This is a genomic window from Cryptosporangium phraense (genome assembly GCF_006912135.1).
Lineage (GTDB): Bacteria > Actinomycetota > Actinomycetes > Mycobacteriales > Cryptosporangiaceae > Cryptosporangium > Cryptosporangium phraense.
Map to the genome: position 1 here is coordinate 217049 of NZ_VIRS01000004.1, position 13052 is coordinate 230100.

The 13052-nt window shown below is 73.3% G+C and carries 11 protein-coding genes and 1 pseudogene; 9 read left to right on the forward strand and 3 right to left on the reverse strand.

Features of this window, described 5'->3' with window-relative positions; genetic code table 11:
- Positions 1–70: 70 nt before the first annotated feature.
- Both FL583_RS08005 and FL583_RS41540 read right to left on the reverse strand, forming a co-directional pair.
- On the reverse strand, positions 71–490 hold the full coding sequence (locus FL583_RS08005) for a cupredoxin domain-containing protein (RefSeq protein ID WP_142703865.1): 420 nt from the start codon (positions 488–490) through the stop codon (positions 71–73).
- Positions 487–2823: a Dyp-type peroxidase gene (locus FL583_RS41540; protein ID WP_240746616.1), complete on the reverse strand. Its 2337-nt coding sequence runs from the start codon at positions 2821–2823 to the stop codon at positions 487–489. Before FL583_RS41540 ends, FL583_RS08005 begins: the two co-directional genes overlap by 4 nt.
- Before the next feature lie 145 nt (positions 2824–2968).
- Between FL583_RS41540 and cbiE the strand changes: the two genes are divergently transcribed.
- The 5 genes from cbiE to FL583_RS08035 all read left to right on the forward strand — a co-directional run bounded on the left by cbiE (position 2969) and on the right by FL583_RS08035 (position 8813).
- Positions 2969–4195, forward strand: coding sequence for a precorrin-6y C5,15-methyltransferase (decarboxylating) subunit CbiE (gene cbiE / locus FL583_RS08015; RefSeq protein WP_240746617.1), 1227 nt, complete (start codon positions 2969–2971; stop codon positions 4193–4195).
- Positions 4192–4938 carry a precorrin-4 C(11)-methyltransferase gene (gene cobM / locus FL583_RS08020; protein ID WP_142703868.1) on the forward strand — a complete coding sequence of 249 codons (747 nt, stop codon included), beginning with the start codon at positions 4192–4194 and terminating at the stop codon, positions 4936–4938. The genes cbiE and cobM overlap by 4 nt, the downstream gene beginning before the upstream one ends.
- Entirely contained in the window at positions 4923–5681 is a 759-nt protein-coding gene (locus tag FL583_RS08025; protein WP_142703870.1) for a cobalt-precorrin-6A reductase, read from the forward strand. The genes cobM and FL583_RS08025 overlap by 16 nt, the downstream gene beginning before the upstream one ends.
- A 46-nt stretch (positions 5682–5727) precedes the next feature.
- Entirely contained in the window at positions 5728–6303 is a 576-nt protein-coding gene (locus FL583_RS08030) for a TetR/AcrR family transcriptional regulator (RefSeq protein ID WP_142703871.1), read from the forward strand.
- 188 nt (positions 6304–6491) lie between these two features.
- Entirely contained in the window at positions 6492–8813 is a 2322-nt protein-coding gene (locus FL583_RS08035; RefSeq protein ID WP_142703873.1) for a putative bifunctional diguanylate cyclase/phosphodiesterase, read from the forward strand.
- A 6-nt stretch (positions 8814–8819) separates the two neighbouring features.
- Here the strand turns inward: FL583_RS08035 and FL583_RS08040 are convergent, their stop codons facing one another.
- Positions 8820–10073: an APC family permease gene (locus FL583_RS08040; RefSeq protein ID WP_142703875.1), complete on the reverse strand. Its 1254-nt coding sequence runs from the start codon at positions 10071–10073 to the stop codon at positions 8820–8822.
- Positions 10074–10144: 71 nt separating this feature from the next.
- On the opposite strand from FL583_RS08040, the gene FL583_RS08045 reads away from it, so the two are divergent.
- The 4 genes and pseudogenes from FL583_RS08045 to FL583_RS08060 all read left to right on the forward strand — a co-directional run bounded on the left by FL583_RS08045 (position 10145) and on the right by FL583_RS08060 (position 13045).
- The gene (locus FL583_RS08045; protein ID WP_142703877.1) at positions 10145–11149 is read left to right on the forward strand and encodes a helix-turn-helix domain-containing protein; all 1005 of its coding nucleotides are present in this window, start codon (positions 10145–10147) and stop codon (positions 11147–11149) included.
- Positions 11150–11153: 4 nt separating this feature from the next.
- Positions 11154–12167: a class I SAM-dependent methyltransferase gene (locus FL583_RS40795; RefSeq protein ID WP_205751929.1), complete on the forward strand. Its 1014-nt coding sequence runs from the start codon at positions 11154–11156 to the stop codon at positions 12165–12167.
- A gap of 3 nt (positions 12168–12170) precedes the next feature.
- A pseudogene (locus tag FL583_RS08055) lies at positions 12171–12344 on the forward strand (helix-turn-helix domain-containing protein); the annotation flags it as partial.
- Positions 12344–13045, forward strand: a complete 702-nt coding sequence (locus tag FL583_RS08060) for a cation efflux transmembrane domain-containing protein (protein WP_142703879.1) — start codon at positions 12344–12346, stop codon at positions 13043–13045. The pseudogene FL583_RS08055 and the gene FL583_RS08060, both read left to right, overlap by 1 nt.
- Positions 13046–13052: the final 7 nt, after the last annotated feature.

A 13052-nucleotide genomic window follows, 5' to 3' on the forward strand; every position in this document is an offset into this window, starting at 1 on the left:
CCTCGGGCTTGGCTGGTGGGCCCTTCACCGTTCGAGGTTAGGCGACGACGGTCGGTAAATGAAGGCTGTCCTAAGGATTGACCTCGAGGACTCCGCGCATGCCGCTCTCGGCGTGGTACAGGCAGGGAAACGGGTACCGGCCGGGTTTGGTGATCGTCAGGGTGAACGTGACGGTCTCGCCGCCGTTCACGTTCCCCGCCGTCCGATCGTCGAGCGTCATGTCGTGCGGTGTCACGCCGACGTTCTGTAGGCGGAACTCGATCACGCCCGGTCGGGCTTCCACGTGGTCGGGCACGAACTTCAGGTCGTCGGTCATGCTGACCGAGATTCGTTGGACGCCGTCCGGGCCGGCGGTGGCGGCCACGGCCGGCGCTTCGGACGTCGAGGTGGTGACCGGGGCGTCCGACCGGCCGATGCCACCCGGGCCGCCCTCGGGCCCCCAGGAGCATCCGGCGACGAGCAGCACCAGAGCGATCGCGGCGCGCTTCATCGGCCGATCTCCTCGAACAGGGCCTGACCGAGGTAGCCACCGCTGCTGACGCCCCCCGGCATCGCGAACAGCGCGCTGGTCTCGTGCCGGGTGAACGTGCTGAGCCGGTCGTGGCCGCGGACGAGGTTCTGCTGGATCGGGATGAAGCCGGTACGCGGGTCGGACTGCCAGGCCAGGAAGATCAGCCCGGCCTCGACGCCGCCACCCGGCTGCGGGTCGGCGAACGAGTAGCCCCGCCGGAGTATCGCCGCCCCGCGGTTGAACGCCGAGGTGGCCAGGCGGATGTGGGAGTTCTCGGCGATCATCGGTCGCCCGTCGGCGCCGAGGCGGCCGAAGTTCGCCGGGGTCGTCTCGACGCCGCCGGACAGCGGGGCGCCGCTGTCCTTCTTCCGGCCGAGGGTCTTCTCCTGCTCGGCGACGTCGAGCTTCTCCCAGTCGTCGAGGAGCATCCGGATCCGGCGGACGACCAGGTAGGAGCCGTCCTGCATCCAGCCGTCGCCGGTGACGAACACGGTCCTGGTGAACGTCGCGTCGGTGGGTTTCGGGTTCCGGGTGCCGTCGAGCTGGCCCATGAGGTTGCGGACGGTCGCGCCTTCGTTCGTCGTGACGCCCCGGCCGCGGGTGAAGCCCGCGAACTGCCAGCGCGGTCGCGCCGTCCCGGCGGCGAGCTGTTCGAGCCGGCGGATCGCCGAGTACACGACGACCGCGTCGTCGGCCGCGACGAGCACGCCGAGGTCACCGTCGCTGCGCCCGGGGTCGAGCGTCTCGCCCGCGAAGGCCGGGAGCGGGGCGAGGGCTTCCGGCCGGGCGCCGGCCGGGATTCCGGCCTGGCCGAACAGGCTCGGCCCGAAGCCGACCGTGATCGTGAGGCTGGCCGGGCCGCTGTCGGCGGTCATGTCGTCGCCGCCGTCCCCGGCGGTGAGCTCGGCGGCGGCGGTGGTCCACCGCTGCAGGAGCGCCTTGAGTTCGGTCGAGTCGACGCCCGGGAGCAGGTCGAAGGCGGCGATCCGGGCGTGGGACTGGCGCTGGGTGGGGGTGGCGATTCCGGCTTGTCGGGCGCCCCGGAACGGCACGATCCTGCTGCCCACCGAGCCGAGCGGGACGGTCGTCGGAGGTGGGGCCGCTGTGGGTGTCTCGTCGCCGGCGGCCAGTTGCAGACCGGCCCCGGCGATCCCGCCGACGCCCAGCGCCCCGGCCAGCCCGACGGCCTCCCGCCGGCTGATCCCCCGCCGAGCCCCGGCGCCCCCGAGCACCGGCGTGGCTGCCGCCCCGACGGGCTCGGTGTCGAGCTCAGGCTCCGGGGCGTCGTCGGTCGGAGGCACGATTTGGCGCTGCGGGGAGCGTCCGCGAAGGAGGTGTAGGGCCAGGGCGCCCAGGAGGCCGAGGCCGGCACCGAGGGCGACCACGACGGTGAGGCGGTCGAGGGTGAGCGGCAGGACCGTCGGGGCCGACGAGCGCCAGAAGACCGGCAGGTCGGGAACGCCGGACGCGACCGCGACGCACACCCCGACGATCGCCGCCGCCCACACCCCACCTTCCCGGCGGCGAACCAGCAACCACACCGCGAACCCGCCGATCGCCCACACCGCCACCTGCGGCAACAGCGGAACGACGAACGCGCCGAACCCCCGCTCCCCCAGCAGCGCGACCCCGATGCTGTGCGCCGCATCCGCCACCACGACCAGCGCCGCCACCCCGGCGAGCACGCGGAGGCGCAACACCAGCACCGCCGAAGCGACCAGCAGCACCGCGACGGCGGCGAACCATCCCCACGGCGACGGGCCCGGCACCCAGGCCAGCGTTCCGGTGCCGGTCAGCGTGCGGCCGCCGTAGTCGAGCGTGACCGTCCAGCGGCTGAGCTGGTGATACGAGTCCGGGTCGGCGCTCACGACCGGCGGGAGCGTGGTCTGCATCCAGTGGGTCCGGTGATCGTGCCAGCGGAAGAACGCATCACCGGAGACCTTGCGCCAGGACGGCGCCTTCTTCGGGTCCGCGGTCGCCGGGACGCTGGTCACCCCGTACCGGTCGGCGTTCAGGTAGTACGCGGGCGAGTTCTCGTTGACGTACACGCCGTCCCGGCCGACCTTCGCGTACGGCTCGCTCTGGTAGCCCCGGACGATCACCGGGATCGCGGTGGAGTTCCGGACCTCGAGCTTGCTGCCGTTCTCCACGACCGAGAGCGCGACCCCGGGAGCCCCGGTGAACCGCGTCAGCTCGGTCCGGAAGTCGGTCGCGCCGACCCCGCCGACGGTGTGCGCCGACGCCGGCCCGGCCGCGAGCCCGAGCAGCCCGGTGACCAGAGCGACGAGCACGGCGGCCCGGCGAACCCACATGCGCAAACCTGCATTTCGTCGGAGGGACCGTCCTGGGGTTGGTCGCTCGGGAGGAGCCGGAAGTTCCGGAAAAAGGGAGACAGTCGTCACTCCGCCCAGCCGCCGATGCGGCCACCGCACTTTTGAACGGCTACCGTCTGCTGCCGTGACCTCCGTGTTTCCCCTCGAAGTCGTAACGGTCGTCGGGATCGGTGCCGACGGCTGGACCGGGCTCGGGGATCCCGCACGGTCCGCGCTGCGCGAGGCCGACGTCGTGTTCGGGAGCCGCCGCCAGCTCGGCCTGCTCCCGGCCGACCTCAACGCCGAGCGGGTGAGCTGGCCCCGGCCGATGCTCCCCGCAATCCCGTCGCTGCTCGGCGCCCATGCCGACCGCCGGATCGCGGTGCTGGCCAGCGGCGACCCGATGTTCTTCGGCGTCGGATCGACGCTCGTCCGGCAGCTCGGCCCCGACCGCGTGCGGGTGATCACGCACCCCTCGTCGATCTCGCTGGCCTGCGCCCGGCTGGGCTGGCCGGAGGAGAAGATCGAGATCGTCAGCCTGGTCGGGCGTCCGGTCGAGCGGTTGCACACGGCGATCCACCCCGGGCGCCGGGTGCTCGCGCTCAGCGCCGACGGCACGACGCCGGCCCAGGTCGCGTCGCTGCTCGTCGCCCGAGGCTACGGGGACAGCCAGATCACGGTGCTGGAGCACCTGGGTTCGGAGGCGGAGTCCCGGCGCACGGCGCGCGCGTCCGAGTGGGCCGGCGAGGTCACCGGGGCGCTGAACGTGATTGCGGTCGACTGCGTCGCGGCGCCCGACGCCCGGCTGCTCCCGCTGGTCCCCGGGCTGCCCGACGACGCGTTCGATCACGACGGCCAGATCACGAAACGCGAGGTCAGGGCCATCACGCTGGCCCGCCTGACCCCGATACCGGGCCAACTGCTGTGGGACGTCGGCGCGGGCGCGGGAAGCATCGCGATCGAGTGGCTGCGGACGCACCGGTCGTGCCGGGCGGTCGCGGTCGAGCACCGTCCGGACCGGGCCGCCCGGCTGGCCGGGAACGCGGCCGCGCTCGGGGTGCCGGGGCTGACCGTCGAGGTCGGGTCGGTGCCGGAGGCACTGACCGCGCTGGAGACGCCGGACGCGGTGTTCATCGGCGGCGCGGTGACCGCGCCCGGGGTCGTCGAGGCCTGCTGGGACGCGCTGAAGCCGGGCGGGCGCCTGGTGGCGAACGCGGTGACGATCGAGTCGGAGGCCGTGCTGGGGCGGTGGCAGGCCGAGCTCGGCGGCGACCTGACCCGGATCGAGATCAGCCGGGCGGCGCCGGTCGGCGGCTTCCTCGGGTGGAAGCCGATGATGCCGGTGACGCAGTGGGTGGTGATCAAGCGATGACCGTGCACTTCATCGGGGCCGGGCCGGGGGCGGCGGACCTGATGACGCTGCGCGGGCGGGCGTTGATCGAAGCGTCGCCGGTGTGTCTGTACGCCGGGTCGTTAGTGCCGGTCGAACTGCTGTCGTGGTGCCCGGCCGGGGCGCGGCTGGTCGATACGGCCGGCCTGAACCTGGACCAGATCCTGGCCTCGATCGTCGACGCTCACGAGGCCGGCCTCGACGTGGCTCGGCTGCACTCGGGCGACCCGTCGGTGTTCAGCGCGATGGCCGAGCAGATGCGTCGGCTGGACGCGCTGGGGATTCCGTACGACGTGACGCCGGGCGTGCCGGCGTTCGCGGCCGCCGCGGCCGCGCTGAAGCACGAGCTGACCGTGCCCGGGGTCGGGCAGACCGTGATCCTGACCCGGACGTCGGCCCGGGCGACGCCGATGCCGCCCGGCGAGGACCTGGCGACGCTGGGCGCGAGCCGGTCGACGCTGGTGCTGCACCTGGCCGTGCAGCGGATCACCGCGGTGGTGTCCGAGCTGATCCCGTCGTACGGCGAGGACTGCCCGGTCGCGGTCGTGGCCCGGGCCAGCCGGGAGGACGAGCTGGTGCTGCGGGGGACGCTCGGGGACATCGCCGCGGCCGTGGCCGAGGCCGGGATCGTCCGGACCGCGGTGATCATCGTCGGGGCGGTGCTGACCGCGTCCGAGTTCTCCGATTCGCACCTGTACTCGTCGGCCCGGTGCCGAGAGTCCTGATCCTCGGCGGGACCGGGGACGCGCGGGAGCTGGCCGGCTTGCTGGTCGGCCGGTACTCGGTGGTCAGCTCGCTGGCCGGACGGGTGCGGGAACCGTCGCGGCCGGCCGGGGAGGTGCGGGTCGGGGGGTTCGGCGGGGTTCCCGGGCTGGTCTCGTATCTGCGTTCGGCCGGGATCGACGCGGTGGTGGACGCGACCCACCCGTTCGCGGCCGAGATGACGTCCCACGCGGTGACGGCCTGCGCGGCCGCCGGGGTGCCGCTGGTGGTGCTGCGGCGTCCGGGGTGGGTCGAGGGTCCCGGTGACCGTTGGCTGCGGGTTCCGTCCTATGCGGACGCGGCCGCCGCATTGCCGTCGCTGGGGACGAGAGTGCTGCTGACCATCGGTCGCCAGGAGCTGGCGCCGTTCGCGGGGTGTGCCGGGTGGTTCCTGGTCCGCAGCGTCGATCCGCCGTCGGTGCCGCTGCCTGCGCACTCGGAGGTGCTGCTGTCACGCGGGCCGTTCACCCGGGAGGGCGAGCTGGCGCTGCTGCGGGAGCACCGCATCGAGGTCGTCGTGACGAAGGACAGCGGCGGGTCGGCGACGTACCCGAAACTGGCCGCGGCCAGGGAGCTGGGGTTGCCGGTGGTGATGATCGACCGGCCGGCGCCGCCCCCCGACGTGACGACCGTACTGACGCCGACCGACGCCGCTCAGTGGCTCGCGTCGCTGCGCTGGGGCTTGCCGCGGTGGTCGCGGCCTTGACGGGGTCAAGCTAGCCATCTTAGCCTGAAGGCTATGGAGACTAGGTATGCCTAGGGCGGGGCTCACGCCGGCGATCGTCGTCGGGGAGGCGGCCCGGCTGGCCGACGAAGTGGGGCTCGACAAGCTGACGCTCGCGCTCGTCGCCCAGCGGCTCGGCGTCGCCCTGCCCAGCCTCTACAAACACGTCAAGGGCCTGGACGACCTGCGCAGGCAACTCGCGGCCCTGGCCGCCCAGGAACTCGCCGAAGCCATGGCCACCGCCGCCATCGGCCGCTCGGGCCTGGACGCGGTGATCGCGGTCGCCGACGCGTACCGCGCCTACGCCCACGCCCACCCCGGCCGCTACCTGACCACCCAGCGCGTCCCCGACCCGAACGACCCGGTCCACGTGAAAGCCGGTGAGCGAGCCGTCGAAACGATCTACGCCACGCTGCACGGCTACGGTCTCACCGGCGACGACGCGATCGACGCCACCCGCGCCCTGCGCAGTGCGATGCACGGTTTCGTGTCACTGGAGGCGGCCGGCGGTTTCGGCCTCCCCCAGGACGTCGACCGCTCGTTCGTCCAGCTCGTCCGCGCCCTCGACACCGCGTTCCGCGCCTGGCCCCGCCCGCCCGGCTGACCCGACCCGACCCGGACGGCGGAGCAGATCGACCCGTCTGTCCATATCGGTCGAAAGTTTGCGACACGTGCTCGGGTTTGGCACGCGGACCGACCTCAGTGGTGCAAAGGTTGGCATCGGTTGGGGCGACCGGGACCCGCGATGCCGGGGGTGTGAGTGGTTTGACGGCACTCGTCAACAGACGCTCGATGCTGCGCGAGACCATTCTGCGCGACAACCCGCAACACTGGTGGCGCTGGTTCCTGCTCGGCGGCCTGAGCGCCATCGCCGTCGTCAACCTCGCCCCGCCGGACGCGCGCCCGCTGCTCTGCAGCCTGGCCGAACTGGCCACGATCGCCGGGCTGGCCGCCGGCATCCGGATCAACCGGCCCCCACAGCGGCTGAGCTGGCTGATCGTCCTGATCGCGGTCACGCTGCTGACCGGCACGAAGCTGCTCCAGCGCGTCGACGTCCTGTTCGGCCTGCCCGTGCCCCTCCCCCCGGCCGCGGTCGACTGGCTCTTCCTCGCCGTCTACCTGCTGCTGGCCGCGGCCCTCGGCGTCCTCCCGCTGCACGGACGGCACCGCACCAAGCTCACGAACGCGACCGAGGTCGGCATCCTCGCCTGCACCGTCGTCGTCCTCGCCTGGTCCGGGGTCATCGACCCGGTGTTGGACGCGTTCGCCGACGACGGCGTCGTCGCGGTCACCGCTTCCCTGCTACCGATGCTCGGCCTGCTCATGGTGACGACGACGGCCCGCCGCGTGCTGACCGCCGGAATGCGGACGCCGTCCGGCGTGCTGACCGTGCTGGCGCTGATCTCGCTGCTGGCCGGCGACACGATCGGGATGGCCACCCGCCTGGACAACGGCGCGACGTTCGGGGCGTCGCCCTCGATGCTCGGCTGGCTGATCGGCACGCTGCTGCTGGCGACCGCGGCCCTCCACCCGTCGGCCGCCGTCGACCCGGCGCCGACCGAGAGCCCGAGCCGCGGGGTGGTGGCCCACGGATACGTGCTGCTCATCCTGGTCGGGCCGATCGCCACCGCGATCTCGCTGCTCCGCGAGTTACACCAGCCGGCCCGCCTGATGGCGCTGGACGTCGTGGTGCCGCTCGCCGCGACGACGGTCACCGCCGTCCTCCTGGTGTTCCGGCTGACCGCGGTCGCCCGGGTCGCCGAGCAGCGCGCGACGACGCTCGACGCCCGCACCGCGGCGCTCGAGATCGCGCTCGGCGAACAGATGACGCTCCGCCGCGAGCTGAGCCACCAGGCCACCCACGACCCGCTCACCGGCCTGCCCAACCGGGCCCTGTTCGGCGACTCGGTCGAGTCCGCGCTCGGCGCCGGGCAGCCGGCGACCCTGCTGCTGTTCGACCTGGACGGCTTCAAGGACGTCAACGACCGGTACGGTCACGAGGTCGGCGACGAACTGCTGGTCGCGCTCAGCGAGCGGGTCCAGGGGGTGGTCGCGCCGCCGCACCTGCTGGCCCGGCTCGGTGGCGACGAGTTCGCGGTGCTGCTCCGCGACACCGACCACGAGACCAGCGTCCGGTACGCCGAGGCGATTCTCGCGGCGGTGCGCCGTCCGTTCCGGGTCTGCCCGTACCAGCTCTATACGGCGGCCAGCCTGGGCCTGCGTCCGCTGGAGGACGAGGTCGGTACCGCCCGCCTGCTCGGTGACGCCGACCTGGCGCTGTACGCGGCCAAGGAGGCCGGGCGCGACCAGTTCGTCTGCTACGACCCGCAGCTCCGGACCAGACATCTGGCTCAGGCGAGGATGGTCGACCGGCTCCGCGAGGCGCTCGACGAGGACCAGTTCTCGGTGTTCTACCAGCCGGTCGTCGATCTGCAGACCGGCCGCTGGGTCGGGGTCGAGGCGCTGGCCCGCTGGGAGTCGTTCAGCCCCGACCAGTTCATCCCGGCCGCCGAAGACAGCGGGCTGATCGTCGCGCTCGGTACCTGGGTGCTGCGCCAGGCCTGCCGGGACGCGGCGGCCTGGCACCGCGACCACGGCACCCGGGTCGCGGTGAACGTGTCGGTGCACCAGCTCCGCGAGGCGAACTTCACGGTGGTCGTCGAGAGCGCGCTGGCCGACAGCGGCCTGCCGCCGTCCGCGCTCACGCTCGAGATCACCGAGAGCGTGCTGCTCGGCACCGGCATGCCCCGGGCGATCACGCACCTGGCCGAGCTCCGCCGGGCCGGCGTCCGGGTCGCCATCGACGACTTCGGGACGGGGTTCTCGTCGCTGGCCTACCTGCAGGAACTGCCGATCGACACGATCAAGATCGACCGCGCGTTCGTCCCCTGCGCCCAGCCCGGCGACGCCCGCCAGTTCGCGCTGGTGCGCACGATCGTGCAGCTGGCCCGCGGATTCCGGCTCGGCACGGTGGTGGAGGGGATCGAGACGTCCTGGCAGTCGCGGGTGCTGCGGTTGCTGGGGTGCCAGCTCGGCCAGGGCTACTACTACAGCAAGCCGATCCCAGCCGCCGCCATGACCGCCGAGCTGGCCCCCCAGAGCGCCCCCGCCTGACCGGATTCAGCCCGGCACGACGGACCTCCGCCGCGCGGAGACCCGCACGTAGAGCAGGGCGCCGGCGGTCACGAGCACCGCCCACAGCAGGTACCGGCCGGTCAGGGCGGCCAGTGCCAGCACGATCACCATCGCCGCCACCGCCGTGTACCAGGACGCACTCCGCGACGGCAGCAGCTTCACCGCCGCCGCCACCCCGACGACGTACACGGTGACGAACAACCCAGTAGTGACCAGCACCAACGCCCGCGCCGACACACCCGTCACGAGCACGCCGCCGAGCGCCAGGAACACGCCGGTCAGCAGCACGCCGAGGCTGCGCCGAGGGACCTCACCGGCACTGCTCCCCAGCCCCAGCCAGGCCGGCAGCGCAGCGTCCCGGCCGAGCGCGGAGCCGAGCTTCGCGCCCCCGGCGACGTACGCGTTGATCGCGCCGAACGTCAGCAGGATCGCCGCGCCGGCGGCGAGCCACCGGGCGTCCCCGCCGACCGCGACGGCCAGCACCTCGCCGAGCGGCGCGGCCGACGCACCGGCCGCCGGCCCGAGCACCGCGATCACCGCGAACGCGACCGCCACGTACATCACGCCGACGAGGACGACGGCCGCCGCGGTGGCCCGGGGCACGTCGCGGGCCGGGTGGCGGAACTCGGCGGTGAGGTGCGTGATCGCCTCCCAGCCGACGAAACTCCAGACCAGCAGCGCCGCGGTCGGCCCGATCGCCAGCCAGCCGTGCGGCGCGAACGGCCGCAGGTTGTCGAGGCTCCCGTGCGGCACCGCCAGCACGACCGCGGCCAGCAGGAACGTCACCAGCAGAAACGCGAGTCCGAACTGGACCCGGCCGGACAGCCGCACGCCGAACGCGTTGGTCGCCCCGACCACCGCGACCATCGCCACCGCGGCCACCCCGACCGTGACCCGTCCGCCGCCGACCGCCGACTCCACATAGGCCCCGACGAACAGCGCCGCCGCCGACGCTCCCGGCGGGATCGCGCAGAAGAAACACCAGCCCACGATCGTCGCCGCCCGGGGCCCGAACGCCAGCCGGGCATACGTCGAGACTCCCCCGGCGTCCGGATAGCGGGAGCCGAGCGCGGCGAACGCGAACGCGAGCGGAGCGGACGCGACGACCAGCAGCAACCAGGCCAACAGCGACGCCGGACCGGAGACCTCGGCGGCCAGAGCAGGCAACGCGATGACGCCGGTACCCAGCACGGCACCGACGTACAACGCGGTGCCGTGCGCGAGGGAGAGTCGTTTCATACCGGCAACCTTCGGCGCCGGCCAAACCGGCGAACAGCCCGATAACCACCGCGCTGCGCTAAATTCCTGCCATGAGTCGGCACGTGGTGGCGGTCGCCGTCGCCGACAACCTCCCGGTGTTCGAGCTGGCCGTGGCCTGCGAGGTCTTCGGGCTCGACCGCAGCGACATCGTCGACCCCTGGTACGACCTGCGGCTGTGTGCGGCCGAACCCGGGCCGCTGCGCACCGCGGCCGGCCTGACCGTCGAGACCCGGTACGACCTCGACGACTTCGAGAAGGCCGACACGCTGCTGGTGCCGGGCATCCACCGCGACACCCAGATCGATCCGCCCGAGAGGCTCCTCCGCGCGCTGGAGAACGCCCACCAGGCCGGAAAACGCATCGTCAGCTTCTGCGGCGGCGCCTACGTGCTGGCCGCGGCCGGGCTCCTCGACGGCCGGCGGGCCACGCTGCACTGGATGAACGCGCTCGACTTCGCCCACCGCTACCCGCGCGTCACCGTCGACCCGACCGTCCTCTTCATCGACGACGGTGGGGTCCTGACCAGCGCCGGGACCGCGGCCGCGATCGACCTGGCGCTCCACATCGTCCGGCTGGACCACGGCGCGGCCGTGGCCGCGGAGGTCGCGCGCCGGATGGTCGTGCCGCCGCCCCGGCAGGGCAGCCAGGCCCAGCATCCGTCCCCGATCCCGGCGCGGAAGACCGACGACCTCAGCGACGTGCTGGCCTGGGCACAGGAGCGCCTCGACCGGCCGCTCACCGTCGCCGACCTCGCGAAACAGGCCCACCTGAGCCCGACGACGTTCGCCCGCCGGTTCCGGACCACGCTCGGCGCGACGCCGCTGCAGTGGCTGCTGGAGCAGCGGGTCCGCCGGGCGCAGGAACTGCTGGAGAGCACCGACGAGCCGGTCGAGCGGATTGCCCGACTGGCCGGCTTCGGCACCCCGGCCAACTTTCGGCACCACTTCCAGCGCCTGGTCGAGGTCTCGCCGCAGACGTACCGGCACGTCTTCCGCCACCGCAGGTACGGAACTGATCGGCTCATTCCGCCGCAACTGCGTTGCGCGGCAGAATGAGTGCATGATCGCGCTTCCGGCCTGGTCGTCGCTGACGACGACGCAGACCCTCCGGTGGAACGCCGTGCTGGTCTGCCTGGCCGAGCTCGTTCCGGCCGGCGCCACCGTCGTGGTCGACGGTGTTCATGCCGACGTCGTGGCCGACCGGCTGGCCGAAGCGCTGCGGGCCGCCGGGCATCCGTGCGAGCGGCTGGCCGGTCTCGACGGCGAGGTCCCGTGCTGGCCCGACGGCCCCGCGACGATCGCCGTGGCCGACGGCCGCGAGCACCGCGCTCATCCGCCGGCCGGGGGCTGGGACGTCGTCGTGTGGCTCCGTACCGGCGCTCGGGCACCGCTCACCGACGCTGCCGACGTGGTTCTCGACCTGCAAGATCCGACCTGGCCGGTGATCCGGCGGGTCTCCGAACGGCTGGCCAGCTCCGACCGCTGGTACCTCACCGAGTCCCGGGCGTTCTTCGCGGCCAAGGCCGCGACCTGGGACACCCGGTTCGGCGACGACCTGCCCGCGTACGCGGCCGCGGTGCGGGAGGGTGGCTTCCGGACCGGTGGGGTGCTCGTCGATGTCGGGTGCGGCACCGGGCGGGCGCTGCCCGCTCTGCGCTCCGCGGCCGGCCCCACCGGTTTCGTCATCGGTCTCGACCTCACGCCCGAGATGCTGGCCGAGGCTCGCGTCCGCAGCGTCTCCGAGCGCGCGTCGCTGCTGCTCGCGGACGCCTGCCGCCTCCCGCTGGCGAACGCGTCCGCCGACGGCGTCTTCGCCGCCGGGCTCCTCATGCACCTCCCCGATGCGGACGCCGGCCTGCGCGAACTCGCCCGAGTCACGCGCGCCGGCGGACGTCTGGTGCTGTTCCACCCGTCCGGGCGGGCCGCGTTGGCCGCGAGGCACGGCCGGGTGCTGCGTGCGGACGAGCCCCTGTCCGAGGGCCCCCTCACCGCCTCGGCCGCGGCAACCGGCTGGCGCCTCGACCGCTACGACGACGCCGAGTCCCGTTTCCTGGCCGTGGCCACCCGGCTCTGAGTACATCTGGCCTGCCTGCGCGGCTGCGGGCTGGTGGTGGCCGTCCCGGAGGGTCGGCGGACCCGCTACGAGTTGGCCGATCCGCGGCTCGCGCACGCGCTGGGTGACCTGCTCGGCCTGGTCCTGGCGGTTGATCCGGCGGCCTGCGCCGACTCGGGCGAGAAGGGGTGCTGCTGATGAGTTCACCGCTTCCACTGATCGGCGCGGTCCCGCCGGTCCAGCGGGACCTGCTGGCCCGGCGGGTGCGGCTGCTGGTCGCCGCGACGATCAGCTACAACGTGATCGAGGCGGTCGTGGCGATCACCGCGGGCCGCCTCGCGTCGTCCACGGCGCTGATCGGGTTCGGGCTCGACTCGGTGATCGAGGTGTCGTCGGCCGCCGCGGTCGCCTGGCAGTTCGCCGACCGGGACCACGAGGCCCGGGAGAAAGTCGCGCTACGGGTCATCGCGTTCTCGTTCTTCGCGCTGGCCGCCTACGTCTCGGTCGAGTCCGTCCGCGCGCTCGTCGGCGGAGAGAGGCCCGACCACTCGACGGTCGGCCTCGCGCTGGCGGCCGTCTCGCTGGTCGTCATGCCGGTGCTCTCGGCCGCCCAGCGGCGAGCCGGTCGCGAGCTGGGATCGGCGTCCGCGGTCGCGGACTCCAAGCAGACCCTGCTCTGCACCTACCTCTCGGCCGTCCTGCTCGCCGGCCTGGCGGTCAACTCGCTGTTCGGCTGGTGGTGGGCCGACCCGGTCGCCGCGCTGGCCATCGCGGCCGTCGCGGTCCGGGAAGGACGCACAGCCTGGCGCGGCGACGCGTGCTGCGCCCCGACCGCCCCGACCGCCCCGACCGCGTCGCCGTGTTCGGACAGGTGCTGCGCAGGCGACGTCCACCCCTAGACCGGCG

Excerpts from the sequence above, each read along its gene's own strand:
- FL583_RS08005 (WP_142703865.1), bottom strand. The coding sequence starts at position 490 with ATGAAGCGCGCCGCGATCGCTCTGGTGCTGCTCGTCGCCGGATGCTCC.
- FL583_RS41540 (WP_240746616.1), bottom strand. The coding sequence starts at position 2,823 with ATGTGGGTTCGCCGGGCCGCCGTGCTCGTCGCTCTGGTCACCGGGCTG.
- cobM (WP_142703868.1), top strand. The coding sequence starts at position 4,192 with ATGACCGTGCACTTCATCGGGGCCGGGCCGGGGGCGGCGGACCTGATG.
- FL583_RS08030 (WP_142703871.1), top strand. The coding sequence starts at position 5,728 with ATGCCTAGGGCGGGGCTCACGCCGGCGATCGTCGTCGGGGAGGCGGCC.
- FL583_RS08035 (WP_142703873.1), top strand. The coding sequence starts at position 6,492 with ATGCTGCGCGAGACCATTCTGCGCGACAACCCGCAACACTGGTGGCGC.
- FL583_RS08040 (WP_142703875.1), bottom strand. The coding sequence starts at position 10,073 with ATGAAACGACTCTCCCTCGCGCACGGCACCGCGTTGTACGTCGGTGCC.
- FL583_RS08045 (WP_142703877.1), top strand. The coding sequence starts at position 10,145 with ATGAGTCGGCACGTGGTGGCGGTCGCCGTCGCCGACAACCTCCCGGTG.
- FL583_RS40795 (WP_205751929.1), top strand. The coding sequence starts at position 11,154 with ATGATCGCGCTTCCGGCCTGGTCGTCGCTGACGACGACGCAGACCCTC.
- FL583_RS08060 (WP_142703879.1), top strand. The coding sequence starts at position 12,344 with ATGAGTTCACCGCTTCCACTGATCGGCGCGGTCCCGCCGGTCCAGCGG.